Origin of the sequence: Companilactobacillus ginsenosidimutans (assembly GCF_001050475.1) — a bacterium.
GTDB lineage: Bacteria > Bacillota > Bacilli > Lactobacillales > Lactobacillaceae > Companilactobacillus > Companilactobacillus ginsenosidimutans.
In genome coordinates this window covers 2260810-2285554 of sequence record NZ_CP012034.1, presented here as the reverse complement: position 1 = coordinate 2285554, position 24745 = coordinate 2260810, and the positions used below count along the sequence as shown (strand labels likewise).

Below are 24745 nucleotides of genomic sequence, written 5' to 3'. Positions count from 1 at the left end.
CTATTTTTCTTCTTTTAAAGTTTTTTCAGTATAAATATCACGTTCGATAGTAAATCTTGGACGTTGTTTGACTTCGCTGAAAATTTTACCGACATACTCGCCGATAACACTAATACAAATTAATTGTACACCGCCAAGTGCCCAAATAGAAATCATCATCGATGCCCAACCACTTACAACATTACCGTGAGCTTTTTGAACGATTGTATAAATTAACAGGCCAATACTGATTAAGACGATTAAAAATCCTAGTCCCATAATCATTTTGATTGGTACGATTGAAAATGATGTAATTCCATCGATCGCAAACTTCAGCATTTTACGCAATGGATACTTGGATGTTCCAGCAAATCTTTCTTTTCGTGCATAATAAACTTTCGCAGACTTAAAACCAACTAAAGGAACAATTCCTCGTAAGAACAAGTTAGTCTCCTTGTAACTCAGCAGAACTTCACAGGCACGCTTACTCATTAATCTAAAGTCTGCAGAATCAGGCACCAATTTGACACCTAGCCAACCCATGAATTTGTAAAAAGCTTCAGCAGTTCCACGTTTAAATGAGCTGTCAGTATCACGATTGTTTCTAACACCATAGACAACTTCACTGCCTGCAATAAATTCATCAACCATTTTTGGAATAGCATTTACATCATCTTGTAAATCAGCGTCAATCGTAACCACAGCATCACAACTTGCGGATGCGCTAGTAACTCCAGCCAATAGTGCACCTTGGTGACCGAAATTACGACTTAATTTGACCCCTGAGACAAAATCATTTTGTTGCGAGAAATCATCAATCATCGACCAAGTTTTATCTTTACTTCCATCGTCAACGAAAACAATTTTACTATCAGAAGTAATTTTGTGATCATTAACTAAATTACTAATAATATGAGTTAGTTCCTTGGTAGTTTCGGGAAGAACTTCTTCTTCGTTATAACAAGGAACTACAATACCTAACTTAAATGCTTCTGCCATGTCTCCCACTCCAACTCGTTTTGATCCAATCGAAAATTGTGTACAATCCAGTCCCACCTAACACTGCTAAAACCGGAATAAATTCGATTCGATATCTACCTTGTACTTCAATTAACAATTGTACTATTACAAACGCCATAAGTGGTAATAACAATAGGAAAAGTCCATTTTTATAGTTAAATTTAAACAATTTTAATGAACCAATCCACGAGAAAATTATCGTCAAAATTGATCCAACATAGCCGACAAACTGCACAACATTAACGGTCACAGGTGAATGGTTAACTTCTATTCCAGTGAAATCGATACCGGTTGCACGCTTCGACCAAAGTGTTGCTAATTTTGCCTGAAAAAGATTGAACCAGCCATGAGTTTTGTTTAGCTGTTCCACGTGTTCATGCACAACTTCCTTTTCTTGTTTCAACACTTTAGCTCGACTTTGATTCATATCAAATGAATTAACTAGTGCCGTATCATAGACACCTTTAGAATTTTCATCGAGACCAATAACAAATTTCCATTCTGTATCTCGGTTTGAAAGTCCATACTCATTGAGTCCAGAGGATTTAATTAACATCCCTGCACCACTAAAAATAACGAAATAAACAGCTAAAACAACTAACAATTTATAGATCCCGCTTAACTGAAACTTGTTGTTGCGCATAAACATGTAAACCAACGCAAAAACAACAATACCTGCAATAATTACCGGTCCAATTGGTCTGATGATCGAGCCAAGTGCGAGTGTTAATCCAGCTAATATATAAGTCCAATACTTGTCTTGTAAAATCAAATAAAATGTCGTTAAAAATAATAGTGAACCTAAGTATTGGTTGTCTGCTTGACTGTTTAAAGCAAACCAGTCCAAGTTGATCATCAATAAAAGTACTGATAATCTGGCCATTTTTATATTATCGAAAATTTTTACTACTAATTCATATACAACCCACAAGATTAGAACTTGGTATAACACATTCAAATATTGAATTGCTGCAATGTGATATCCGAAGATTTTCGTTGCTCCAACAACGTAAGCTAAATATCCAGTTTGATAAGCCCATTTAGCAAAATAATCATTGTCAAAATGATATATTTTTTTACCGTCTAGAACATCTTTTGCGTGGCTCCAAAATCCTCCAAAGTCACTTAACTGCGTATTCGGTACAAAGTTTATCCACATTATCCCAACAACAGCGAATATCGCAAGCAAAACTAAAAGGATGACACGGTTTGTGACCCGATTGTCATCCTTCAATTTGTAAAGGATAAATCCTACAACTAATACGAGTATTAATCCGACAATTAATAAGCCCGCATATCTTCCAGGATTAAATGGAAAATAATTTTTGAATAAATTGTGCCACATTTGAACGAACACGACAGTTGTAAATAAGGCTACACAAACTAGTGTTATCCAACTTATGGTCTTTTGGAATTTATTGATCATTTTTCCCCCTATAAAAACTTGATGATACTTAAATTTGTTCCTTGCTACTTGCGTAGTTTGTTACATAATCCCTTAATTTTACCAAAGCGTTTTGGATACTTTCCATACTTGCGGCATAACTCAGTCGTAGGTGACCGGATCCGCCTTCACCGAAGAAACTTCCTGGCAAGATTGCTAAGCCTTCTTTCTTCAATAAATCCTTAGCAAATGTGACATCATCTTGATTTAATCCTTCGGGAATTTTTGCAAATAAGTAAAATGCTCCATCTGGAATTGGACAATAGAAATCTAATTTTTCTAGTCCAGACAACAAAACGTCACGTCGTTGTTTATATTCGTCACGCATTTTCATTGGATCATCGAATCCATTTGTATAAGCTTCAGTTGCTGCTGCTTGAGAAATTGTTGAAACAGCAGTTGTTGCCAACTCATGAATTTTATTGATTTGACTAATGATTTCTTTTGGTGCGCAAGCAATCCCAATTCTCCAACCGGTCATGGCATGTGACTTAGAAACGCCATTCAATAAAATTGTTTGTTTTGGCAAAATTTTAGCGAATGAATAGTGTTTTGAATTATAAGTTAACTCACTATAAATTTCGTCACTAATTACAAAGACATCATATTTTGAAAGGACTGCAGCAAGATTTTCTAGCTCTTGCTTGTTATATGTGACGCCTGTTGGATTATTTGGATAGTTGAATAGAAACACCTTGATTCTTGGATGAGTACTTAGAAGCTCATCTAATTGTTCTGGCATCACTTTAAATTCTGTCTTGGAAGTGTCCAAATAAACTGGTTTTGAATGGTCAAAATTCGTATCTGGTCCATAAATTGTATAGCAAGGTGCAGGAATTAATACCTCATCACCTTCATCCAAAAGAGCATTTAATGTTGAGAACACACCCTCAGTAACACCCAGTGTGGTAATCATTTCGGACTCTGGGTCGTAATTCAATCCGTATTTTTCATGCAAATAATTTGAGGCTGCACGAAGTAAATCGTGATCTCCTTCAGGAACTGTATATTTTGTGTCGTCGTTCATGATTGCACGAATTGCGGCCAATTTAATATGGTCAGGTGTTGGGAAGTTTGGTTCACCAACGGTCATATTGACTACGCCTGAATTTGCTTTAGCTAACGCATTGAATTTAAAAATTTCTTGTTGCTTGATTGCAACGACTTCGGGGTTCATTAATTCAACTGGATTTTTCATGTAGAACACCTCTTTCTTACGAAGTATTCTATCACGGAAATTTAATTATAAAAAAAGAACATTCGAAAAAATGAATGTCCTATTTTGGATAAATTTAATTATATATTGTTTGGGGTTGGAGGCTAAGGATGCCGCCTGCAGGAGCAAGAAATTCAGGTTGCGGTGGGACCGATTGAAGCCGAAGTGCGGTCTTCAATCTCGGTTTTGAACTTCGCACGGTTCGCGAATTTCAAAACTCGTCCTGTGGAATTAAGGCTCTCGCCTTAATTCCACTTTCACTGCTACCTGTATTTCTTGCTCCTTCCGGCTCGATTTTCCTCTCACTTCAATGAAACTACGTGATAACTTGAGTGTCATCGTGAATGCTTTGCCGCTTCGCATCCAAAATTACGTGGAGTACCAAATATTAAAACCGATTCTTTTGGTTCAACCCCTTAGTCATTTAATCAAATACTGTATAAGGTGATCTTCTCTTGTGAGCTGTTTTCTTGTACCATGCTTCGATTTTCTCTGCTGCTTCTTCTGGTACATCTTTTCCTTCTAGATAATCATCGATGTTTGTGTATGTTACGCCTAGGGCTTTCTCATCAGGTAAGCTTGGACGGTCTTCTTCCAAGTCAGCGGTAGGTGTTTTTTCGTATAAATTGGTTGGTGCGTTTAATTTCTTTAGTAATTTCTTACCTTGGCGCTTGTCTAATCTGAATAGTGGCGTTACGTCTGCTGCTCCGTCACCAAATTTGGTGTAAAAACCGGTTATGTTTTCAGCTGCATGATCTGTTCCTACAACGACACCGGCGTTTTCGCCGGCTACTCCGTATTGAGCAATCATTCTGGTACGTGCTTTGATATTGCCTTTGTTGAAGTCAGAAATTCCTACTCCGTTGGCTTCCAAAGCGTTGACCATTTCGTCAACGCTTTTTTTGATGTTTACGCGGACTACTTGGTCGGCTTCCATCCATTCAATTGCTTGCATGGCGTCTGATTCATCTGCTTGTTCACCATATGGTAGACGAACGGCGACGAATTGATATTCATTGTCACCTGTTTCTTGGCGAAGCTCAGTCATAGCAATTTCAGATAACTTTCCGGCTAAAGTGGAGTCTTGTCCACCAGAAATACCTAATACTAAGGTCTTAAGTCCTTTATTCTTGAGTAGATAATTTTTTAAAAAATCTACTGAACGGCGGATTTCTTTTTCAGCATCAATTTCTGGTAGTGTTTTTTCGAATTCAATAATTTCCTTTTGTAATGGTCGCATTCCTAATCACCAACTTTAATATTGTTTACGTCGTTACGTACTTTTTCAATATATTTCATACGGTGGCTGTAAAGTTTTGAAGATAGATCTACTGGATAAATTTGTGGGTTCAAGAGACGTTTGTATTCATCCCATAATGAATCCAAATTATCTGCACAATACTGATGAATTTCTTGAACTGATGGAAAATCGTAAACTAATTTACCATCTTTGTAGATATCTTGAAGCAATGGTTTTGCATCAAAGTTTTCAACAGTCTTATTGATGTAAGTGTATTGTGGATGGAACATGTAGAGTGAATTGTGTTGACGAGGATCTTCGTTAAATAGTGAAACGTAATCTCCCTCAGACTTATCGTTCTTGTCTTTATTAGTAATCCTCCAAACTTGTTTTTTGCCTGGAGTTGAAATTTTGGCAGCATTACTAGACAACTTCAAAGTATCAAGCATGTTACCTTTTTCATCTTCAATACTTACTAACTTGTAAACTGCACCAAGTGCTGGCTGATCGAAAGCAGTAATATTCTTAGTTCCGATTCCCCAGACATCAATCTTGGCATCTTGCATCTTTAAGTTTAAAACAGTTTTTTCGTCTAAATCATTTGATGCATAAATCTTAGCGTCAGTAAATCCAGCTTCATCCAATTGCTCACGGACTCGCTTAGAAATATAAGCCATATCACCAGAATCAATTCTGACACCTTGGAAATTAATTTTGTCGCCAAATTCTTTGGCAACACGAATAGCACTAGGAACACCACTCTTTAATGTGTCATATGTATCAACTAAAAAGACACAATTTTTGTGTGTTTCAGCATAGGCTTTAAATGCTAAATATTCATTTTGGTAAGCTTGAACTAATGCATGTGCATGTGTTCCCGAAATAGGAATGCCAAACATTTTTCCGGCAAGAACGTTACTTGTGGCATCAAAACCACCGATGTAAGAAGCACGACTACCCCAAATGGCAGCATCAACTTCTTGAGCACGTCTTGAACCAAATTCTAAGACGGGATTGTCACCACAGACAGTCTTAATACGTGCTGCTTTAGTAGCAATCAAAGTTTGAAAATTAATGATGTTTAAAATTGCTGTTTCAATAAGAGTTGCTTGTGCCAAAGGACCTTCAACTTGGAAAATTGGTTCTTCGTTGAAAACCAAATCTCCTTCTTTAGCTGAACGAATTGTACAACTAAAAGTTAAATCCTTTAACCAGCGTAAGAATTCTTCATCGAATTCTCCGTACTCTCTCAAGTAATCAATGTCATCATCTGAGAATGACAAAGTTTTTAGATAATCAACAGCATGTTCTAGACCTGCAAAAATTGCGTATCCATTATCAAATGGCAACTTTCTAAAGTAGCATTCAAAAACGGAACGACGATTGTGAATTCCCTTCTTCCAATATGTATACATCATATTTAATTCGTAATAATCTGTATGTAAAGTAAGATCACGATTCAAATTTTGAGTCATCATTTCTCCCTTATTTTTTGGTAATATTGTTACCATTTTAACATGACTATGCGTGCAGGGCAGCTTTGTAGCCTAGTTTTACTGCTTCGGCTAATTTTTCAATTGAATAGCTACTCTTGGTTTCTGAATAGAGTTCCATACCTTTTGAGTCTAAATTATCATTTTCCCATTCTTTATGGGCGTCATTCAATGCTTCTGCTAATTCGGAGACGCTACCAGGTTGAATTAACCAGCCAGTTTTATCATTAATAACCTTGCTAGTTGCACCAACATTTGTGGCGATAACTGGACGGCCATGAAGTGCTGATTCCAAGTATACCGTTGGCAAACTTTCAGAGTTAGAAGTAAGCATTGATACGTCACATTCATCGTAATAATCTCCGGTATTCTCGTGGAAACCGACGAACTGAACTTTTTTATCTAAGCCTAATTGATGAGTCTGTTGCTTGAGCTCACCCATCAATGGCCCATCCCCGACAAAAATCATTTTGAAGTCAAAGTCTAATTTTGATAAGGCTTGAAGCGTCATCGCATGATTCTTTACTTCGACTAGTCGAGCAATCATTAACAAGCTAAAGTGTTTTTGACGCTGAGGTTCTGGAATTGCTTGCTTAAAATCAATGGCGTTGAATACTTCATCGGTTTTGTTTTTTGAAATGTGCAATGAATTGAAATAAGCAACCAAATCTGGATTCATGTAAAAAATATAATCAGCTTGTTTCAATGCTCTGACGTTTAACTTCAAAAAGATTTTTCCCTTTAGTCCTGAAAAATCGATTCGAGGATCAGAGTGAACAGTCGTCACCCAAGTTGCCTTGATACGATTTTTTACTAAAGACATAATAAAATTGGCACGAGGTCCATGTGTATGAACCACGTCTATATGATGATCATTTATGTAAGTAACTAATGGTGTCAAAATCGATAAATCAATTTGACGTTTTTGTGGCATAACAACTACGTGAAGCCCATTATCACGAGCCATTCTCGCAACTGGACCTTCTTCGAATGTCATTAAAGTGGCATCGACATCAGTGGATTCTTGGCCTTTCATCAGATTAATGATGTAAGTTCTTGCGCCACCATCCTCGTTACCTGCATTTATATGTAAGACCCGCATGTAGCACCTCTCAATTTTTCGTTCTCGTGTATAATAATACAGTAAAGGAGATACGTATGCACAAAAATAGAATAGATATTTTGGGAACTGAATTCGATAATTTCACGGAAAAACAGTTTCATGAATTAATTAGTACAGACTTGGATAATAAAGCCAACAAATTTATTGTTACTCCAAATCCAGAAATTGTTCTGTCTGCTAGAAATAACAATCGTTTTTCAAATATTGTCAATAATGCCGACTACGTGATCCCTGACGGAATTGGTATTATCAAAGGCGCAAATATGCTTGGTACTCCAATGCATGAACGAATTACCGGTTTTGACACATTGATGTTCTTAATTGAACAAGCTAATAAAAAGCATTTAAAAGTATATTTATTAGGGGCTAAACCAGAAGTAATCAAGGCAAGCGCCGATAGAATCAAGCGAGAATTCACTGGGATTGATTTAGTCGGTTACCATGACGGTTATTTCAATGATAATGGCATGGTTGCTGCTGATATTGAGGAGAAACAACCTGATATTGTTTTGGTTGCTCTTGGTTCACCTAAGCAAGAATACTTCATCAATAAATATCGAGACCGTTGTACTGCTGTTTGGATTGGTGTCGGTGGAAGTTTTGATGTCTTTTCTGGAACTAAGAAACGTGCACCTGAAATAATCCAAAAGTTGAGCTTAGAATGGTTCTACCGTTTAGTTAAGGAGCCTACACGTATTGGACGTATGTTCGCCATTCCTAAGTATTTGATGTTAATTCAAAAAGAAAAACGTAATAAATAATTTAAGACATGAAAAAATGATCATCTTCGCTGGGAGATGATCATTTTTTATTTGAGGTTTACCTAAGAGTTTTGAGAATTTTGAGGGTTGAGAATTTTGTTGGAAATTCCCTGAGGATTTCTTTGAGGTTGAGAATTCATTTGATAGTTCGTGGTAGTTGTGGTGCTTTTGTTGGGTTTGAGAATTTTGAGGGTGGTGCGCTTGTTGAGTTGTGAATTTTGAAGGTGGTTATTTTTTTGTTGGTGTTGAGTGATGCGTTTTGGTGCTGGTGCTATGGTTGAGAAATTGCCCTCTGCTGTTTGCTCCGGGGAATTTCTTTGCTATCGACTTGGGTTGTTAACCGTTCTGACGATATGGTGGAAACGAGTTTCGAAAGCCAAAAGTCACCGCTTAGCTTCGAACATCGATGGATGCATAAACCGCATCAATCGCTCCTCTTCGCTATGCTCAACTTTTCCCGGCTTTCTCCACTCTCTATTTTTATCACTCTCTATTTCAATGTCACTCCTGTTCCTTGCATAATCCACTCATTAGTAGAAACTCTGTAATATACGTTTCCATTTGAGTCTTTTGCTTGTTTATCTGCTAACCAAGCTGAGTCACCTGCTAGGCCTCTTGAAGCAGTCTTACCGTCTGATCCATATAGTGAGTATACGAATCCTGCTGGTCCATCTAATGTTACTGTTGAATTTGCTGGTAGGTTTGTGATGTCTGTTAAACCTGCTGTGTCGCCTGTGTCTGTATCTGTGTCTTTGTCGGCGTATGAGATGTCAGCCGCTTTTACCCATTCATTTGTTGATACACGGTACATTACTTCACCTGTGTTGTTGTTTAGGCGTTTTGTATCTGTATACCAGTCTGTACCTTGTGCTAAGGCACGGCCTGAAATTCTGTTTCCTTTGCCGTCATACATGTGTGTCACGATTGAGCTGTCACCCATGTTTACTATTGGTGTTGTAACTACTCCCTTGATGTCTTTATCTGTGTAATTGTCTAGCGTTACATCGATTTGACGTGTCAATGTTACGGAGTTGTTTACTTTGTCCCAAACTTTTGATAGGAGTCCGCCACTGTATTCTTCGCCGTTGATCGTAATTTGATCTAAGTCGTTGAACAGTGCGTTGTATTCGTTACGGTTGAACTTAACTGTCATCTTTTGAACAACTTTTCCAGCTTTTGGAAGTGTTGTTCCGTTAATAATCGTTGCTAAGTCTAAACCGTTAAAGAATGTTGATGTTACGTCTTGCGGGTCAACTTTGTTTCCTAAATTATCTTGAATAGTTATAGGATATTTGCCTGTTGTGCTGAAATCTGATTTAGATTGCCCTACATAGCCGTCTACTGGTGTTTCAAAGTTGATGTTCATTGCGTGAACTTCTTGTTGTGTTACTGAAGTCTTGGCATAAACTGTCTTATCTAATGCTTTACCATTCAATTTAACTGGTTCGAAGTATTTAACTAATTGCTGGTTTGACCATAATGCATGGTCCGCAACGTCTGACATTGCCAATCCAACGATACGATAGTTAACTTGTCCACCGTGTTGTCCGGCTGCTCTCATAGCTGTTTGCCATTCTGATGTTGTTTGTCCATCAGCTGGAACTACTACGAAAACGATTTGATTTAGTAATGCTACAACACTCAAGTCGTTAAGTGATGATTGATATTGTGGATGTAGTGGTCTTAAGATACCATTTACCATTTCTGCTGAATATGGTAGTCGATTTTGTGATTGTAATAGTGCGAATGTTGCACCATGTACGAAATCAAGTTGTGTTGCACTGTTGTAGTTTTTAAATGTTGAATCGAAGGTGTTGTATGCATCCTCCTGTGTTGATGTACCAAATGATGCCTTTGCTGTGTTTTCAGTATTTGGTGCCATTGATGTAGCATTTAAAATAGGTGCTGCAACTGGTGCGGCAGCTATTAGGGTTGCGGCAGCAAATCCAGCGTATTTTATAGATTTTTTCATGTCGTTTCCTCCTCTAGTTGCTTGCTCATTAATTTTGTTTACGTAAATAACTTATCATGCGGAAATATGATTATCAAGTATTTTATTAATGCATATCATTAGTTTTTTATTATGAGTATGCTATAAATATTAATATACCGGTGAAAGCGCCTACTTAAAATATTTTTAAAAAAGTTCAAAATAGCACAAAAAAAGTTCAACTTTCGGATTGAAAGTTGAACTTTTTAGTTATTCCATTACGTCTAATTCGACAGGATCTTTTTTATTTTTATTAAATAGTTTTGCATTATAGATAGCAAATGCTAGTGATGTCACGAAATAAATACTTACTGATGGAGCTTCGATAACGTGACCGGTTAACAACGCCATACCAAATCCTAATAGAACACTGGCAACCAACATTGCCCACTTGAATGACCACATTGAACCAAAGTGTCTGAAGAATAAGATCAACAAGTAAATGAAACTATAGATAAGTGGCAACATGTAGACAATTGCTCCTAAGAATCCAAATTGGAAGAGAATATCGATATAATCCATCTCAACTAACTTGGCATGCTTAACCTTCTTGAAACTAGTAGCATATCCCATCCCAAAAATCTTTTGAGCTGGAGTTGCTTTACTGAAATTGTGTTGAGCATTCTCAAAGTAAATTGTTCTACCACTAAGAAGATAAGAAACATATTTGTTAGTTTCAACATATTTCTTTTGGTCTTTATTAAGGCCCTTCTTCGTTTTGGCACGTTTTTTCTTATCCTTGATCATTTCTTCATGTAGCTCTGAAGTCTTGGCTACAGCCATCATAGGATAGGCTACACCGATACCTATTAAGGTTGCGACCATCAGAACTATCATTCCATTGAGATGCTTTACATCCCCTTGGTGATGGATTCTTTGGATAAAGGCTGCTAGTAGTCCCATGATTGTACCGAAGATGATTGCAATAAATGCACCCTTTGTACCAATGAGTAAAGCGGAATAGATAGCCATTACAACAGTTATCCAGTAATACCACCTTTTTGCATTAGTGAGCTTATCGGTTGCGTACCATACTAAAATTGGGAATGAGATTGAGACGATTGCACTCAATTCGTTGGCGGCGAAGAACCAGCCACTTTCCCCGAGTTTATAGTACGAATAAGAGCTAAATCCAGAATTGGTAAAGTGAGCCGCAATCATGACGATGGAAATTATATTTACAGCATAGAAAACCACTTTTGGAAAGTATTTGGATAAAATACCATCTCGGTGTAGTTCTTCAAATGCGAAATAATAAGCAAATAGCATGACTGGGTAGTAAAGACTTTTGGCCAAAGCTGTTAGCTCTAACCCTGGAACAAATAGTTGTTTTTGTTTGTAATTTACAAATAAACTTATTGCTGACATTAATGCTAGAAGTACGAAGTAACCTATTATTGCGAAACCTTTTTTGGTGTTTCTATTTAATAGAACGTACATTAACAAAAAGACAACAGTGACTGCCATGACTATAACTCTGACAAAAATTCCAAGTGTAGCGCTTAGATGAGCTTTGGTCATTACGCCGGTAATGGCATCTAATACGGGTTGAAAAATAATATACAGCATTAAGAAAATGCTGTATCGTCTAATAAAACTTTGCATATAATACTCCCAATGAATAATTTGAATGGACAGTTAAATATATATTAACTCATATATGAACTGAACAACATAAATATATTATCTTTCTAGGTAAAACTCAAAACGTTCCCCAACGTATTGAGAGCGGACATATTCGAATGGTAGACCGTCATCTAACATAGTAACTTGACGCAGTCTAAGAATTGCTGAACCGCGTTTAACATTCAATAAAGTTGCAATTTTTTCTGAGGCAAGCATTGCTGAAACAGTCTGGTTTGCTTTTCCAAGCTTCAAACCAGCCTTTTCCTCAAGTGCTTTATATAATGAAGATGTGATGTCTTGTTTATCAAGATTTTCAACGATGCTGCTGGGAATTGTAGCAACTTCAAAACAGATTGGTTGATTATCAGCAAAACGGATACGTTCCATCCGCAATACTTCATCACCTTCATGTAGTTGCAATTTTTCCATCTCGCTTAAAGATGGATCAGCTAAATGATAGGAAACTGTTCTACTGGATGGACGCTTCCCTTGATTCTCGGTAATTTCTGTAAAACTAGTAGTTCCAGACATCTTTTCCTGGACTTTGCTACTAGCAACATAAGTACCTGAACCAACTTGGCGTTGTAGAATTCCTTCATCAACTAGAGTTTGAATGGCTTGTCGAAGAGTCATCCTACTTACGTCAAATTCATCAGCAAGTTTACGCTCAGACGGAATACGCGCGCCGACGGCCCACTTACCTTCTTCGATTTCTTTTTTGATTCGATTATGAATTTGAATATAAACAGGGACCTTCATCTTAAACCCTCCCCCTCAAGTTTAAAAAGCTGTACTGCAGTTTGATTATACAGTAAATTAACAAATTTAGAAAAAAAAGGACCGATAAATATCGGTCCTTTTTTAATATATTGGGTTAGCTGGATTCGAACCAGCGCATGACAGGATCAAAACCTGTTGCCTTACCGCTTGGCTATAACCCAATAAATGGAGGGGAGTGGATTCGAACCACCGAACCCGAAGGAGCGGATTTACAGTCCGCCGCGTTTAGCCAGACTTCGCTACCCCTCCGAAATATCATCTTTCGACTTAAAATATATTACCGAAGATATTGGTAAATTTCAAGTGTTATTTGCTATTTTTGTTAGTTGGATTGGGGAAAAATTTAGTTTTGAGGATTATTTCCGATTCCGGAAGGAAATCGATTTTGACGGGCTGGAACGCTGCCGACACCATTTGAAGGCTTTTCAAAGACCGAAAAGTCTCCAAACTGGGTCTTTTACTAAGGCGACTTCGTCGACTAAGTAAAATTTGGCTGCTGAGCCCAAATCGATTTTCTTCCTACATCTAATGACAGTTAAATAAAATTCTTTTTTTGTTTGTGAGCAGTTTTATTTGCGTACTAAATTTTTGTCTGTATGGCATGTTTTATTTGTAGAAAAACAAATTCAAATGATGATGATTCAAAAAAAGATGATTGAAGGTGTATTTCCCTTCTATCATCTTTGATTTTAATACTATTTAAATGTTATTAATTAACACCCTTCATTAATGGCTTGATCTTAGGTACTAAGATTGCCAATAGTATACCTGTAATTAATACGACTATGGCTGTTATTCCGAAGAAGGCCATTTCGTTACTTGGTACTCCTGGTTTGAAGAGTTTAACTAGCTGGGCATTTATTGATTGTCCGGCTGAGTCGGCTAGGAACCACATACTCATCATTTGTGACGAGAATGCTTTTGGCGCTAATTTTGTGGTTGCTGATAGTCCAACTGGAGATATCAGCATTTCACCTACTTCAATTAGGGCCCATTGTCCTACTAACCAGAGTGGACTAATTTTATCACCTGCTGAAATGTTCATTAATGGTAGAACTAGTAAGAAGTATGAAGCTGCTGTAAATACTAATCCCATCCAGAACTTGCTTGGTGATGATGGTTGTCTCTTACCTAATTTTATCCAGAACCAGGCGAAGAATGGTGTATAAATAATGATGAAGAATGGGTTAAGTGACTGGAATGAACCTGGTTGCAAGTTAAATCCTGCAAAGTGTAATTGTGTTTGTTCAGCCACTAATAGAGCCATGATAACTGATCCTTGTTCTTCAATTGCCCAGAAAACAACGGCAGCGATGAACAAAGGAATATAAGCTATAACTCTAGATCTTTCAATCTTGGTTACTTTTTTACTTCTAAGCATTACTACAAAGTAAATAATAGGCAAAATTATACCCAATGCACTAATAATGTTAATGGCATTTTCAATTGTTAGAGTATGTGTAAAGAACATTACAATAACGATGACTGCCACGGCAACTAAACCATAAACTAAGCGTGAAATTGCTTTTGAACGCTCATCAGTGTTGATTGGATCAGGAGCATGTAATCCATCTTCGGGAAGATACTTTCTTCCGTCAATCCAGTAAACAATCAAACCAATGAACATACCAATTGCGGCTAATGAGAAACCTGCGTGGTAATTAAATTTAGCTGCTGTCCATTGTACGACCATTGGTGCAAACAATGAACCTAAGTTGATACCCATGACGTAAATACTGAATCCAGAATCACGTCTTGGATCTTTTTCTGTATACAAACTACCAACCATATCAGATACATTTGGTTTCAATAAACCAGTACCTAATGTGATTAAGACGATTGAACCGAACAATCCGCCCTCTCCAATTGGAAGAGAGAGCACAATGTGTCCGAACATGATGAGAACACCACCCCAGAATACGGTTCTTCTAGGTCCCAGAATTCTATCACTAATCCAACCACCGACAACACCTGTCATATAAACCATGGCACCATAGATAGCCATGATTGAGGCGGCGGTAGTTTGGTCCATGCCTAATCCACCTTTTTCTACAGCAAAATACATGTAGAAAAGCAAGATGGCACGCATACCATAGTAACTGAATCTTTCCCAGAATTCAGTTAGAAATAAAGTTCTTAAACCTAAAGGTTGTCCTAAGAAACCTCGGTCTTTTTTCGCATCCATTTATAATTCTCCTAACATATCACAACGATAAATAAATATTAAACTCTTCCATTTCCGATGTCAAAGCAATTTTAATTATTAACTGGAAAATCCAGTGATATAAGCAAAAAAAAATAAGAATCCTTTAATTTGGATTCTTATTAATTTGTTATTTAGTGTGCTTGAAGGCCATTGTTGCTGTAACGGCTTCCTTCCATCCTGAATATAAATTATTACGAATTTTATCATCCATCTTAGGTTCAAATGTATCTCCGGCATGATAATTTTCTTTAATTTGATCGATATCTTTCCAGAAGCCTGAACCGATACCTGCTAGGAATGCAACACCTAAAGCTGTTGTTTCAAGTTCTGATGAACGTTGCAATGGGATATTCAAGATATCTGATTGGAATTGCATCAAATAATCGTTGGCAGAAGCACCACCATCGACTTTTAACACGTCAATTGGAATATCTGAATCTGAACTCATTGTATCGATAACATCTTTTGTTTGATAAGCGATTGATTGTAGTGTTGCCTTAATAAAGTCATCTTGATTTGATCCACGTGTTAGTCCAAAGACAGTACCACGGGCCTCATCATCCCAATAAGGAGCACCTAAACCAGAGAATGCAGGTACAACGTATACTTCATCCATATCTGTTGATCTCTTCGCAGCAACTTCTGAGTCAGGAGTTGCTTTAATCATTCTCAAACCATCACGTAACCATTGCAAAGCTGCTCCGGCAACGAAAATACTACCTTCCAACGCATAATTAACTTTTCCATTAACACCGTAGGCAATAGTTGTTAACAAATTATTATCTGACAAAGCAGGCTCTTCACCTGTATTCATAACAGCGAAGGCACCAGTACCGTAAGTATTCTTAACGTTACCTTTGTCAAAAGCCATTTGTCCGAACAATGAAGCTTGTTGTGAACCTGTCATACCTGTGATAGGGACTTTTGATCCATAGAAATGGTAGTTCTTAGTTGAACCAAAGTTTTCAGCGTTTGAACGAACTTCTGGAAGCATTTTTCTAGGAATGTTCAACATCTTAAGTAAGTCGTCATCCCAGTCAAGTGTGTTGATATTGAACAACATTGTACGACTAGCATTGGCGTAATCCGTTAAGAAGCTTTCGCCACCAGTAAGTTTCCAAAGTAGCCAAGTATTAATTGTTCCAAATAATAAATCACCTTTTTCAGCACGTTCTTGGGCGCCTTTGACGTGGTCTAAAATCCAGCGAACTTTTGTAGCTGAGAAATATGGACTAATAATTAATCCAGTTTTCTTGTGGATTTCTTCTTTGTGACCAGCTTTAATCAAATCATTTGCTAATTGGGCTGTTTGACGTGATTGCCAAACGACAGCGTTGTAAATTGGTAGTCCAGTTGTTTTATCCCAGATTACTGTAGTTTCACGCTGATTAGCTATACCGATTGACTCGATTTCGTCAGGTTTAACACCTGATTCGATAAAGGCAGTGGCGATTGATGATTGAACAGCGTTCCAAATTTCGTTAGCATCATGTTCGACCCAACCTGGATTAGGCAAAATTTGACGAATGTGATGACGTGCAGTAACAATCTTTCTACCACTGTGGTCAAAAATAATTGCCCTGGCAGTAGTAGTACCCTCATCGATTGCTAAAATGTATTTCTTCTCCATTATTTAACACTCCTGAAAATTAAAAAGAAAAGGCGTTTCCACCCTTTCTTAGTTTTTTAAAACTTATGATTAAGGAATCAAAACGAATAATGCAGCACCAAGTGCTCCACCTAGCATAGGTCCAAGAATAGGAACCCAACTATATGCCCAATCTGATGTTCCTTTGTTTGGAACTGGCATAATAGCGTGAGCAATTCTTGGTCCAAGATCTCTGGCTGGGTTGATAGCATAACCTGTTGTCCCACCAAGTGAGAAACCGATTGATGTGATCAATAAACCAACAGCGATTGGATTTAGACCTTCTGTAAAGTTACCTCTTGTAAATGCAAGTAAAGCAAACATAAGTACACATGTACCAATAAATTCTGATAGGAAGTTCATTCCATATCTTCTGATAGCAGGTGCAGTTGCGAAAATAGTCAAGATTGCATCTGAATCATCTGTCTCTTTAAATTGGTCATAGTAGAATGCCCATACGATGATACCACCAAGGACACCACCAAGAATTTGAGCAATACTATAAGGAATAACATATGCCCAACTAAATTTACCAGCAATGGCCATACCGAGTGATACGGCAGGATTCAAGTGAGCTGGACTTAAGAATGCGGCACAGTATACCGCAATTGTGATTGCAAGACCCCAGCCAAGGGCAATTGCGACCCAGCCGGCACCTTTAGCTTTTGACTTGTTCAAAGTAACAGCGGCAACAACGCCATCACCAAGGATAATAAGTACGGCAGTACCTATGAACTCCCCAACAAGTTGTAACATTAAACTATCATGCATGATTTAATCCCCCTGTTATTTAGCTGCCTTGTGTTTGAATGATCTAGTAGCAGCAACTGCTTCTGTCCAACCTTCATATAGATAATCTGAACGTTTCTTATCCATCTTAGGTTGAGTAATTTCACCTTCAGAGTAGTCTTTCTTAATTTCATCAACATCTTTCCAGTAACCAACAGCTAAACCAGCCAAGAAAGCTGCACCTAAAGCAGTAGTTTCAAGGTCTTTAGCACGTTGAACTGGTGTATCTAAGATATCTGCTTGGAATTGAAGAAGGAACTTGTTCTTAGCAGCTCCACCATCGACTTTAAGTGTAGGAATATCAATACCAGTATCTTTCTTCATAGTATCGATAACGTCACGTGATTGATAAGCCAATGATTGAAGTGTTGCTTTGATGAAGTCCTCACGTGTTGTACCACGTGTAAGGCCAAAGACAGCACCACGAGCATCTGAATCCCAGTATGGTGCACCTAAACCAGTAAAGGCAGGCACAACATAAACTTCATCATCATTCTTTGAAGCCAATGCGGCAGCTTCTGAATCAGGAGCTGAATCAACTAATTTCATTGCATCACGGAGCCATTGAATAGCTGAACCGGCAACGAAAATTGATCCTTCCAAAGCATAATAAACTTTTCCATTAATACCATAACCAATAGTAGTTAATAAGTTGTTTTCTGATAATTGAGGTGTTTCACCAGTATTCATAACGATGAAGGCACCAGTACCATAAGTGTTCTTAACCATTCCTGGTTCAAAAGCCATTTGTCCGAATAAGGCAGCTTGTTGGTCACCGACCATACCTGAAACAGGTACTTCAGAACCATAGAAGTGATAATCCTTAGTCTTACCATAAACTTCTGAGTTAGGACGAGCTTCTGGAAGCATTGCCTTTGGAATATTCAAAAGTTTGAGAATATCGTCATCCCAGTCAAGCTTCTTAATGTTGAATAACATAGTACGTGAAGCATTTGAGTAGTCAGTTACGTGAACTGCACCACCTGTTAACTTCCATAATAGCCATGTGTCAATTGTTCCGAAAAGTAATTCACCCTTTTCAGCACGTTCTTGAGCTCCATCAACATGGTCCAAAATCCAGCGAATCTTAGTTGCTGAGAAATATGGATCAATAAGAAGTCCGGTCTTTTCATGAATCATGTCATTATAGCCGTCTTCTCTAAGCTTGTTTGCAATGTCGGTAGTTTGACGTGATTGCCAAACAATGGCGTTGTAAATAGGTAAACCAGTCACCTTGTCCCAAACAACAGTAGTTTCACGTTGGTTAGTGATACCAATACCAGAAATTTGATCTGGTTTGATACCTGATTCAATGAAAACATTGGCAATTGTTGATTGAACAGCGTTCCAAATTTCATTGGCATCGTGTTCTACCCAACCTGGCTCTGGAAAATGCTGAGTAAACTCACGTTGAGCATCAGCTATCTTATGTCCTTTCTTGTCAAAAATGATTGCTCTAGTACTTGTTGTACCTTCATCAATCGACATAATGTATTTTTCTGTCATTACGTACACCTCAATCCCTTAATATGTAAGCGCTTTTTCAAATATAAGATTACAGCAACGTAGTTATTTTGTAAACACAATTTTGGTTATTTTCACAAAACAATTATTTTTCCCAATTCACAAAATCAGCTAAACCTAGGGAGTTGCAAGAGCTAGCGATTGATATTTTTTAAGATTGTGAAACTGATAACGTTAACAAAAATTAATTTTTTTCAAGAAATTTTACATAAATTTGGAAAATTACAAAAAGTAAGACAGAGATTGCCGAGATTATCCATCCCATTTTCAATCCTGGAACGACATATTTAAGTTGAATTTTGTGATGACCCTGTTTCAAATCAACAGCCATCAAATTACCAACGACCTTATTAATTCTTACTTCTTTACCATTGTCAAATGCTTGCCATCCCTTGTCATAAGGCACACTGACTAATAACGGACTCGCAGTTTTTACATTTATTTTTCCAACAATCGTATCGTGCTTCAAATCTGATGAAATTTTCAAAGAATTCTGTTTGAAAACTTTTTTAGATTGTAAGAAAGTTTCTGCATTCAAAGTCCGGAAATATTCAGGATTCAAACTTAAAGGACTTCTAGTACGGATTTTCACATTAACATTTTCACCTTCATTAAACTTACCAAGCTCCATAACCGCTTGATTCTCAATCATGACTTGCGAAGTTTTAAGTTTCTTGCTATTCACATAAATAGTAGATTGATCATAATTCATTGGCGAAACGTAGAAATACAAAACACCAGAGGCAGTAGTAGTTAATTTGTAGTTAAAAGTCTTCTTCTGATGATGTCTAGTTTTCTGCATTGAATTGATTTGTGCCGCCGGCATGAATTCCGTATTAGTACCAGTCAAAGCCTGCCATAATCTATCTTGATTATCCAAGGCTCTCATAGGTAACATTTGGAAGTCATAAACATCAGGGCTAACCATGAAGGCCATCGTTGGTGCATCATAATTATCGATAATATGATACTTATTGTTTTCTTGACGAATATTGTAATTAATTCCAAATAACGCATTAGTCAGTTCCGTCCCACCAGCATGACTGATTCGACGAACATTCTTACTGAAATAACCTAAATTATTTAAAGTCATCAAAGTTTGCTGATTCAAAGTCGAACTGTACAAACTCAATCCATTAATATCAAACAGCATTGGATCATTATAGTTGTTGTATTGTTCAGGAAAGGCTTTATTAATACCAGACTTTGAAACAACCATTCGATGTCCAGGAGCACTCAAATTTTTAGCATTGGTGAGAGCTTCACTTTCAGCATTATAAGCGTGGCTATAAGCACGTTGACTACCAAAATCAGCCGTAGCTATAACTGAATTAAAGTTAGCACCAACTTCTAAAGCGACCACAATTAAAATCAGAATTGAGTATCGACTATTTTTCCCATAGAGGTAAAGCAACAATCCTGAAAGTAGAATGAAGAAAATTGAAATCCAGAAATAATAACCATTAGTAGTATTATCAGGAGTTTCAAAGTTCATCTTCTCAATCAATTTAGGAATCAACCAAAGAGTTGTATAACCAATACAAATCAAAATCCCAGCGGTAGACGTAGCTCTAATTAGAGCCATCCGTTCCTTGAATACACCACCATCGAAAGCTTTATAGGCAATAAAAATACAAACAAAAGTGAAAATGAAACTATTTCTAAATGGAAATCCAGCCGGATTTTGAAACATGTGCCAAATAGTGTTGAAAGTAGTGACCATCATGCTAAGAACTAAGATTCCAATAAAAATAGCCGAGTGATTCTTATCCTTTTGAGAAATCTTGGCACTAAAGAAATAACTCAATAGCAAAATAAGAACAGTTGAAGTCATGAAGACTGAAGGACCATGATGCAGCCTTTGAAGGAAAGTATTTCCACCAACCCCCAGTTGAGTAAAAGCTTCAAAGCCGAATCTCAATGATGGTAAATAATTAGATAAGTCAAACGAACTTTTCCCAGTATTAAGCATCCCTGCAAAAGTAGGCATCAAAACAACCGCGGAACTCATACCAGCAAGTAAGGAACTCACACCATACTTAGTAATAACCATCCAGCGATTATCCTTTTGGAATAAATTTCTTTCCATAGCAAGATAAATGAAAAAAGCCAAAGCGAAGAAACAAGTCATGTAACCAAGATAATAATTGAAAATAATTGCAAACAGCAACGAAAAATAATAAGGCCAAACCTTACCTTCATCAATAATCTTAATAATCCCAATAGCAACCAATGGCAGCATAATCAACGCATCAAGCCACATCAGATCATAAAAATAAGAAGCAACAAATCCGCAAAAACTATAAGAAATAGTAAAAACATAATTAAATAGCGAAATCTTTTTGAAGTATTTGCTGATAAACAAAGCCATAGTCACACCCATAGCCGAAATCTTCAACATAATCAAAATATCAGCAGCAATCGGAATCTGACTACTCTTAAAAAGCACCAACAAAAGATTAAAAGGCGAAAGCAGATAATAACTTATTATAGGAAAGAAATTATCTCCCAACGACTGACTAAATAAATATAAATGAAGATTATTATTAACCAGCTGACGACGAAGCTCCGTCAAAAAATCAAGATACTGAGTACCAAGATCACTACTCAAAAAGTTGTTATCCCCAAAAGGCACCAAATGAGCGCTCCAGAAAATAGCAGCAATAATAACCAAGTTAATAGCAAAAGCCCCAAGATAATATAAACTCCGATGTTTACGCATTGGATATTAATCCTCCAAAATTGATAATTGTAATATTATTGTAAACCAAACCAACTCAAAAGACTTCAACACTTAAATTTAAAGTCCATTGCACAATTATGAAAACGTTTTAAGAGAAGAAAACAACAAATAAATTCCCAGATTCTGGAACTCAAAACAACACCCAAGAACATAAATTGCGAAACACAAATCAAAATCATCACCAGAACTTGAACTGCGTAATTCGAAGAATAAGCCCGCACTTGATCTTGAACTAGATTTTGAACTAGATTCAGATCTTGAACCGCGACATTCGAAGAATAAGCACAGCACTTGAACTTGAACTTGAACTTGACCTTGAACTTGAACTTGAACTTGATCCAGATCTTGAACCGCGACATTCGAAGAATAAGCAAGCACTTGATTTTGATTTTGCCTTTAATTTTAATGTCGGTTTAAACCGCAGGAAACCACAGCAAAAGTTGTATTAAACAGACGAAAAAAGCCAGCACCAATCGGAACGCCCACAAAAATCGAAACCAGCGCACGAAAAACAAACAGAGCGCCACCCCAGATTCCGGGAGAAAATCGATTTGGGCTCAGCGGTGGGGTTATTCTTAGTGCGCGAAGCACACTTAGAATAAAATCGAGCTTGGAGATGATTGCGCCCCTTGCAATTAGCTTCAAGTCGATTCACCGCGTTCCAGCCCAAAAATCGATTTTCTCCCGGAATCGGCACCCTCCCACTATCAAATCTTTTAACCACACGCAAAAAAAAAGGACTCGATCTTTACGACCGAATCCCATTAAAGCTGCTGTTGAGACCAAATCCTGGCAACAGCTAAACCGACTCTTTTGAATCAGCTTTCTCAACAGCTGCCCCTGCCAAGGCACTTACATAATTAACCGGTTTATCAAAATTAGGTTGGAACAAGAAGTCAACCATAGATAACTCGTCAATAGTCATTTTCTTTTGAATAGCCACAGAAATCAAGTTAGCGGATTGAGCAATATCGTACATACTTGTCAAAGCACCACCCATAATTTCTCTAGTTTCAGGATCCCATACCAAATTCATAAGTACAGGCGTAGTAGTCAACATAAATTCAGGACGATAGTTGTCTTCAAATGTTACAGATTCAACATTTTTACCAAGAACCTTTGCGTGTCCGACAGTCAAACCACTTGATGCATAAGATCTACCAAATAATTCAACGGCAGAACTTGATTGTGTTCCCATATATTTCATTGTATCTTTTTCAATATTTTTTGCCACTAAAATTCCTTGTCTTACGGCATTTGTTGCTAAAGGAATGTATTGGTTATCTTGTGTTGGATTGTAGAAAACAGATGCGGCATCACCGGCAGAAAAGACGTCAGGTTTGCTTGTGTGCATATACTTGTCAACAATCAAAGCACCATTTGGCAATGTTTCAAATTCATCTTTGTATAAATCAGTGTTAGGACGGAATCCAATACATGCGACAGCAATGTCAGCAGTGTATGAATTTTTGTCAGTATTTACGGTAACTGTACCATCAGCATTGTCTTCAAATGACTCAACTTTTTCACCGAGACCAAGTGTAACTCCGTTGTCGAGGTAATCCTTCTCAGCAACTTTTGACATGTTAACATCAAAGTTCTTTGACAAAACATCTGGTAAAGCATCAATTAAAGTAGTTTCTTTGCCAAGATGTGAGTATCCTTCGGCCAATTCAGCACCGATATATCCGGCACCAATAACGATGGCACTCTTGATTTTATCAGAATTTTCTCTTAATTCATTGGCATTAGTCCAGTTTTTACACAAGGCAACACGGTCAGAATGAATTCCGGGGATGTTAGGTACTATAGGTGCAGAGCCTGTTGTAAGAACTAATTTATCGTAACTTTGTGAAAAAGTTTCACCGGTTTCAAGGTTCTTAGCTGTAACATTTTTATTATCAAAATCAATATTTGTTACATCATGTTTCATATACATTGTGGCACCCATTTTTGCTAAATCATCAGGGCTTGCGTAAAACATCTTGTTTGGATCAGATACTCTATCACTTACCCAGAGCGCGATTCCACATGATAAGAAAGATAGATTATCATTACGTTCGAAAACATCTACTTCCCAATCAGGATGTTGCTTCAAAATATTCATAGCTGTAAATGTTCCTGCGTGTGTACATCCAATAATACTTACTTTCATAGTATACCTTCCAATCTTTGTGATAACTTTAACTATTAATATATATGAAATATTATACCCATTTTATAAAGAATGCAATACATTTTGGGAATATTTTCACATATAATATATGTATATAAATATTCTTATCTAAATTGAATAAAGTTTTGCATAATTTGGTCATATACTATGAATTGTGATAAGGAAACGGAATGATATTTGAAGACTCCCCTATTATTTAATCTAAAAAACCTACGTGGTATCCATCCTCTTTACCACTTGGTGAATAATATCCCCCCTCAATCGCTGATCTGGTACCAGCTCATTCCTATAATATATCTTAAAAAAATACAAGCTCTGTTTGATGAATTGGGCTGATTCGAACAGAACTTCATAATAAAATCCCTCTTTTTGACAAGCTATGGCTCTTCAAAATCCGCTGCCTTATCATTCTACTGATATTTCATTAGCGATCGATATTATTCACATCAATGAAATGAGTTTGCTTTCCTCGGGCAAACTTATTTTTTTGCACAAAATTATAAAAAATATGAAGTTTTCCTATAAAACACGTCATATTTGATAGCGTTTTCAGCAGAAATAGACTACTATTAAGTAAATAAAGAGATGAGGTGAGCTGGTATGAAGAAAAAATTTGAATTGATTTTACTTCTCCAAATGATTACTACAGTTCTGGGATTTGTTTTACAAATTCGTATTCTTACAAAACTGTTCAAGATTGAAATAAATCATCAAGAACACAAAACCTGTCATCACCGCCATCATGGATTGCATCACTTTAAAGTAGCCGAAGAATAAATGGATTTTCTAAAATGAGTTCCCCCAACCGGTTTGTTGCGAGCTCATTTTTTGGTATTTAGGCAAAATAAAAAAGCCACACGAATATGACTTCTTCTCTGCCAGTTGCAGGATTTGAACCTGTGACCGCCGGTTTACGATACCGATGCTCTACCAACTGAGCTAAACTGGCATATTAATAGCTCCAAGCGGAACTATTAAATTCTATCA

General features: G+C 37.1%; 18 protein-coding genes and 3 tRNA genes. 3 read left to right on the top strand and 18 right to left on the bottom strand.

The features are described from left to right. The 6 genes from ABM34_RS11355 to ABM34_RS11330 all read right to left on the bottom strand — a co-directional run bounded on the left by ABM34_RS11355 (window position 1) and on the right by ABM34_RS11330 (window position 7494). The gene (locus tag ABM34_RS11355) at window positions 1-978 is read right to left on the bottom strand and encodes a glycosyltransferase family 2 protein (protein ID WP_048705844.1); all 978 of its coding nucleotides are present in this window, start codon (window positions 976-978) and stop codon (window positions 1-3) included. After that, window positions 962-2425, bottom strand: coding sequence for a hypothetical protein (locus ABM34_RS11350; RefSeq protein WP_048705843.1), 1464 nt, complete (start codon window positions 2423-2425; stop codon window positions 962-964). Before ABM34_RS11350 ends, ABM34_RS11355 begins: the two co-directional genes overlap by 17 nt. Before the next feature lie 28 nt (window positions 2426-2453). Beyond that, a complete protein-coding gene (locus ABM34_RS11345) occupies window positions 2454-3641 on the bottom strand; it encodes an aminotransferase class I/II-fold pyridoxal phosphate-dependent enzyme (RefSeq protein ID WP_048705841.1) in 1188 nt (395 codons plus the stop codon). A 442-nt stretch (window positions 3642-4083) separates the two neighbouring features. Next, window positions 4084-4899 carry an ammonia-dependent NAD(+) synthetase gene (gene nadE, locus ABM34_RS11340; protein WP_048705840.1) on the bottom strand — a complete coding sequence of 272 codons (816 nt, stop codon included), beginning with the start codon at window positions 4897-4899 and terminating at the stop codon, window positions 4084-4086. A gap of 2 nt (window positions 4900-4901) precedes the next feature. Beyond that, window positions 4902-6374 (bottom strand): nicotinate phosphoribosyltransferase, encoded by a 1473-nt coding sequence (locus ABM34_RS11335; protein ID WP_048705838.1) that lies wholly within the window; start codon window positions 6372-6374, stop codon window positions 4902-4904. A 46-nt stretch (window positions 6375-6420) separates the two neighbouring features. Then, complete coding sequence (locus ABM34_RS11330; protein ID WP_048705836.1) at window positions 6421-7494, bottom strand: glycosyltransferase; 1074 nt, start codon at window positions 7492-7494, stop codon at window positions 6421-6423. A gap of 56 nt (window positions 7495-7550) precedes the next feature. Here ABM34_RS11330 and ABM34_RS11325 point away from each other — a divergent pair, with 56 nt between their 5' ends. Continuing rightward, window positions 7551-8276: a WecB/TagA/CpsF family glycosyltransferase gene (locus ABM34_RS11325; protein WP_048705835.1), complete on the top strand. Its 726-nt coding sequence runs from the start codon at window positions 7551-7553 to the stop codon at window positions 8274-8276. A gap of 490 nt (window positions 8277-8766) precedes the next feature. Here ABM34_RS11325 and ABM34_RS11320 read toward each other — a convergent pair whose 3' ends face one another. The 10 genes from ABM34_RS11320 to ABM34_RS11275 form a co-directional block, all read right to left on the bottom strand. Further along, on the bottom strand, window positions 8767-10248 hold the full coding sequence (locus ABM34_RS11320) for an SLAP domain-containing protein (RefSeq protein WP_048705832.1): 1482 nt from the start codon (window positions 10246-10248) through the stop codon (window positions 8767-8769). Between the two features lie 228 nt (window positions 10249-10476). Then, complete coding sequence (locus tag ABM34_RS11315) at window positions 10477-11871, bottom strand: O-antigen ligase family protein (RefSeq protein WP_048705831.1); 1395 nt, start codon at window positions 11869-11871, stop codon at window positions 10477-10479. Window positions 11872-11949: 78 nt separating this feature from the next. After that, on the bottom strand, window positions 11950-12651 hold the full coding sequence (locus ABM34_RS11310; protein WP_048705828.1) for a GntR family transcriptional regulator: 702 nt from the start codon (window positions 12649-12651) through the stop codon (window positions 11950-11952). 110 nt (window positions 12652-12761) lie between these two features. Then, window positions 12762-12833 (bottom strand) — tRNA-Gln (locus tag ABM34_RS11305). 5 nt (window positions 12834-12838) lie between these two features. After that, window positions 12839-12921 (bottom strand) — tRNA-Tyr (locus tag ABM34_RS11300). Window positions 12922-13381: 460 nt separating this feature from the next. Continuing rightward, window positions 13382-14857 carry a peptide MFS transporter gene (locus ABM34_RS11295; RefSeq protein ID WP_048705827.1) on the bottom strand — a complete coding sequence of 492 codons (1476 nt, stop codon included), beginning with the start codon at window positions 14855-14857 and terminating at the stop codon, window positions 13382-13384. Window positions 14858-15005: 148 nt separating this feature from the next. After that, a complete protein-coding gene (glpK, locus tag ABM34_RS11290; RefSeq protein ID WP_157023329.1) occupies window positions 15006-16508 on the bottom strand; it encodes a glycerol kinase GlpK in 1503 nt (500 codons plus the stop codon). Window positions 16509-16577: 69 nt separating this feature from the next. Further along, window positions 16578-17297, bottom strand: coding sequence for an MIP/aquaporin family protein (locus ABM34_RS11285; RefSeq protein ID WP_048705823.1), 720 nt, complete (start codon window positions 17295-17297; stop codon window positions 16578-16580). A gap of 15 nt (window positions 17298-17312) precedes the next feature. Next, the gene (gene glpK / locus ABM34_RS11280; protein WP_048705821.1) at window positions 17313-18821 is read right to left on the bottom strand and encodes a glycerol kinase GlpK; all 1509 of its coding nucleotides are present in this window, start codon (window positions 18819-18821) and stop codon (window positions 17313-17315) included. A gap of 202 nt (window positions 18822-19023) precedes the next feature. Beyond that, window positions 19024-21561: a YfhO family protein gene (locus tag ABM34_RS11275; protein ID WP_048705820.1), complete on the bottom strand. Its 2538-nt coding sequence runs from the start codon at window positions 21559-21561 to the stop codon at window positions 19024-19026. A 278-nt stretch (window positions 21562-21839) separates the two neighbouring features. On the opposite strand from ABM34_RS11275, the gene ABM34_RS13290 reads away from it, so the two are divergent. After that, window positions 21840-22031, top strand: a complete 192-nt coding sequence (locus tag ABM34_RS13290) for a hypothetical protein (RefSeq protein ID WP_157023327.1) — start codon at window positions 21840-21842, stop codon at window positions 22029-22031. 350 nt (window positions 22032-22381) lie between these two features. Here ABM34_RS13290 and ABM34_RS11270 read toward each other — a convergent pair whose 3' ends face one another. Further along, window positions 22382-23737, bottom strand: a complete 1356-nt coding sequence (locus ABM34_RS11270) for an FAD-dependent oxidoreductase (RefSeq protein ID WP_048705818.1) — start codon at window positions 23735-23737, stop codon at window positions 22382-22384. Window positions 23738-24358: 621 nt separating this feature from the next. Here ABM34_RS11270 and ABM34_RS13285 point away from each other — a divergent pair. Further along, window positions 24359-24535 carry a hypothetical protein gene (locus ABM34_RS13285; protein ID WP_157023325.1) on the top strand — a complete coding sequence of 59 codons (177 nt, stop codon included), beginning with the start codon at window positions 24359-24361 and terminating at the stop codon, window positions 24533-24535. A 99-nt stretch (window positions 24536-24634) separates the two neighbouring features. Here ABM34_RS13285 and ABM34_RS11265 read toward each other — a convergent pair. Further along, window positions 24635-24707, bottom strand: a tRNA-Thr gene (locus ABM34_RS11265). Between the last annotated feature and the right edge of the window lie 38 nt (window positions 24708-24745).

What these genes read in the sequence shown, in the direction of transcription:
- ABM34_RS11355 (WP_048705844.1), bottom strand. Translation starts at nt 978, where the DNA reads ATGGCAGAAGCATTTAAGTTAGGTATTGTAGTTCCTTGTTATAACGAA.
- ABM34_RS11350 (WP_048705843.1), bottom strand. Translation starts at nt 2,425, where the DNA reads ATGATCAATAAATTCCAAAAGACCATAAGTTGGATAACACTAGTTTGT.
- ABM34_RS11345 (WP_048705841.1), bottom strand. Translation starts at nt 3,641, where the DNA reads ATGAAAAATCCAGTTGAATTAATGAACCCCGAAGTCGTTGCAATCAAG.
- nadE (WP_048705840.1), bottom strand. Translation starts at nt 4,899, where the DNA reads ATGCGACCATTACAAAAGGAAATTATTGAATTCGAAAAAACACTACCA.
- ABM34_RS11335 (WP_048705838.1), bottom strand. Translation starts at nt 6,374, where the DNA reads ATGACTCAAAATTTGAATCGTGATCTTACTTTACATACAGATTATTAC.
- ABM34_RS11330 (WP_048705836.1), bottom strand. Translation starts at nt 7,494, where the DNA reads ATGCGGGTCTTACATATAAATGCAGGTAACGAGGATGGTGGCGCAAGA.
- ABM34_RS11325 (WP_048705835.1), top strand. Translation starts at nt 7,551, where the DNA reads ATGCACAAAAATAGAATAGATATTTTGGGAACTGAATTCGATAATTTC.
- ABM34_RS11320 (WP_048705832.1), bottom strand. Translation starts at nt 10,248, where the DNA reads ATGAAAAAATCTATAAAATACGCTGGATTTGCTGCCGCAACCCTAATA.
- ABM34_RS11315 (WP_048705831.1), bottom strand. Translation starts at nt 11,871, where the DNA reads ATGCAAAGTTTTATTAGACGATACAGCATTTTCTTAATGCTGTATATT.
- ABM34_RS11310 (WP_048705828.1), bottom strand. Translation starts at nt 12,651, where the DNA reads ATGAAGGTCCCTGTTTATATTCAAATTCATAATCGAATCAAAAAAGAA.
- ABM34_RS11295 (WP_048705827.1), bottom strand. Translation starts at nt 14,857, where the DNA reads ATGGATGCGAAAAAAGACCGAGGTTTCTTAGGACAACCTTTAGGTTTA.
- glpK (WP_157023329.1), bottom strand. Translation starts at nt 16,508, where the DNA reads ATGGAGAAGAAATACATTTTAGCAATCGATGAGGGTACTACTACTGCC.
- ABM34_RS11285 (WP_048705823.1), bottom strand. Translation starts at nt 17,297, where the DNA reads ATGCATGATAGTTTAATGTTACAACTTGTTGGGGAGTTCATAGGTACT.
- glpK (WP_048705821.1), bottom strand. Translation starts at nt 18,821, where the DNA reads ATGACAGAAAAATACATTATGTCGATTGATGAAGGTACAACAAGTACT.
- ABM34_RS11275 (WP_048705820.1), bottom strand. Translation starts at nt 21,561, where the DNA reads ATGCGTAAACATCGGAGTTTATATTATCTTGGGGCTTTTGCTATTAAC.
- ABM34_RS11270 (WP_048705818.1), bottom strand. Translation starts at nt 23,737, where the DNA reads ATGAAAGTAAGTATTATTGGATGTACACACGCAGGAACATTTACAGCT.
- ABM34_RS13285 (WP_157023325.1), top strand. Translation starts at nt 24,359, where the DNA reads ATGAAGAAAAAATTTGAATTGATTTTACTTCTCCAAATGATTACTACA.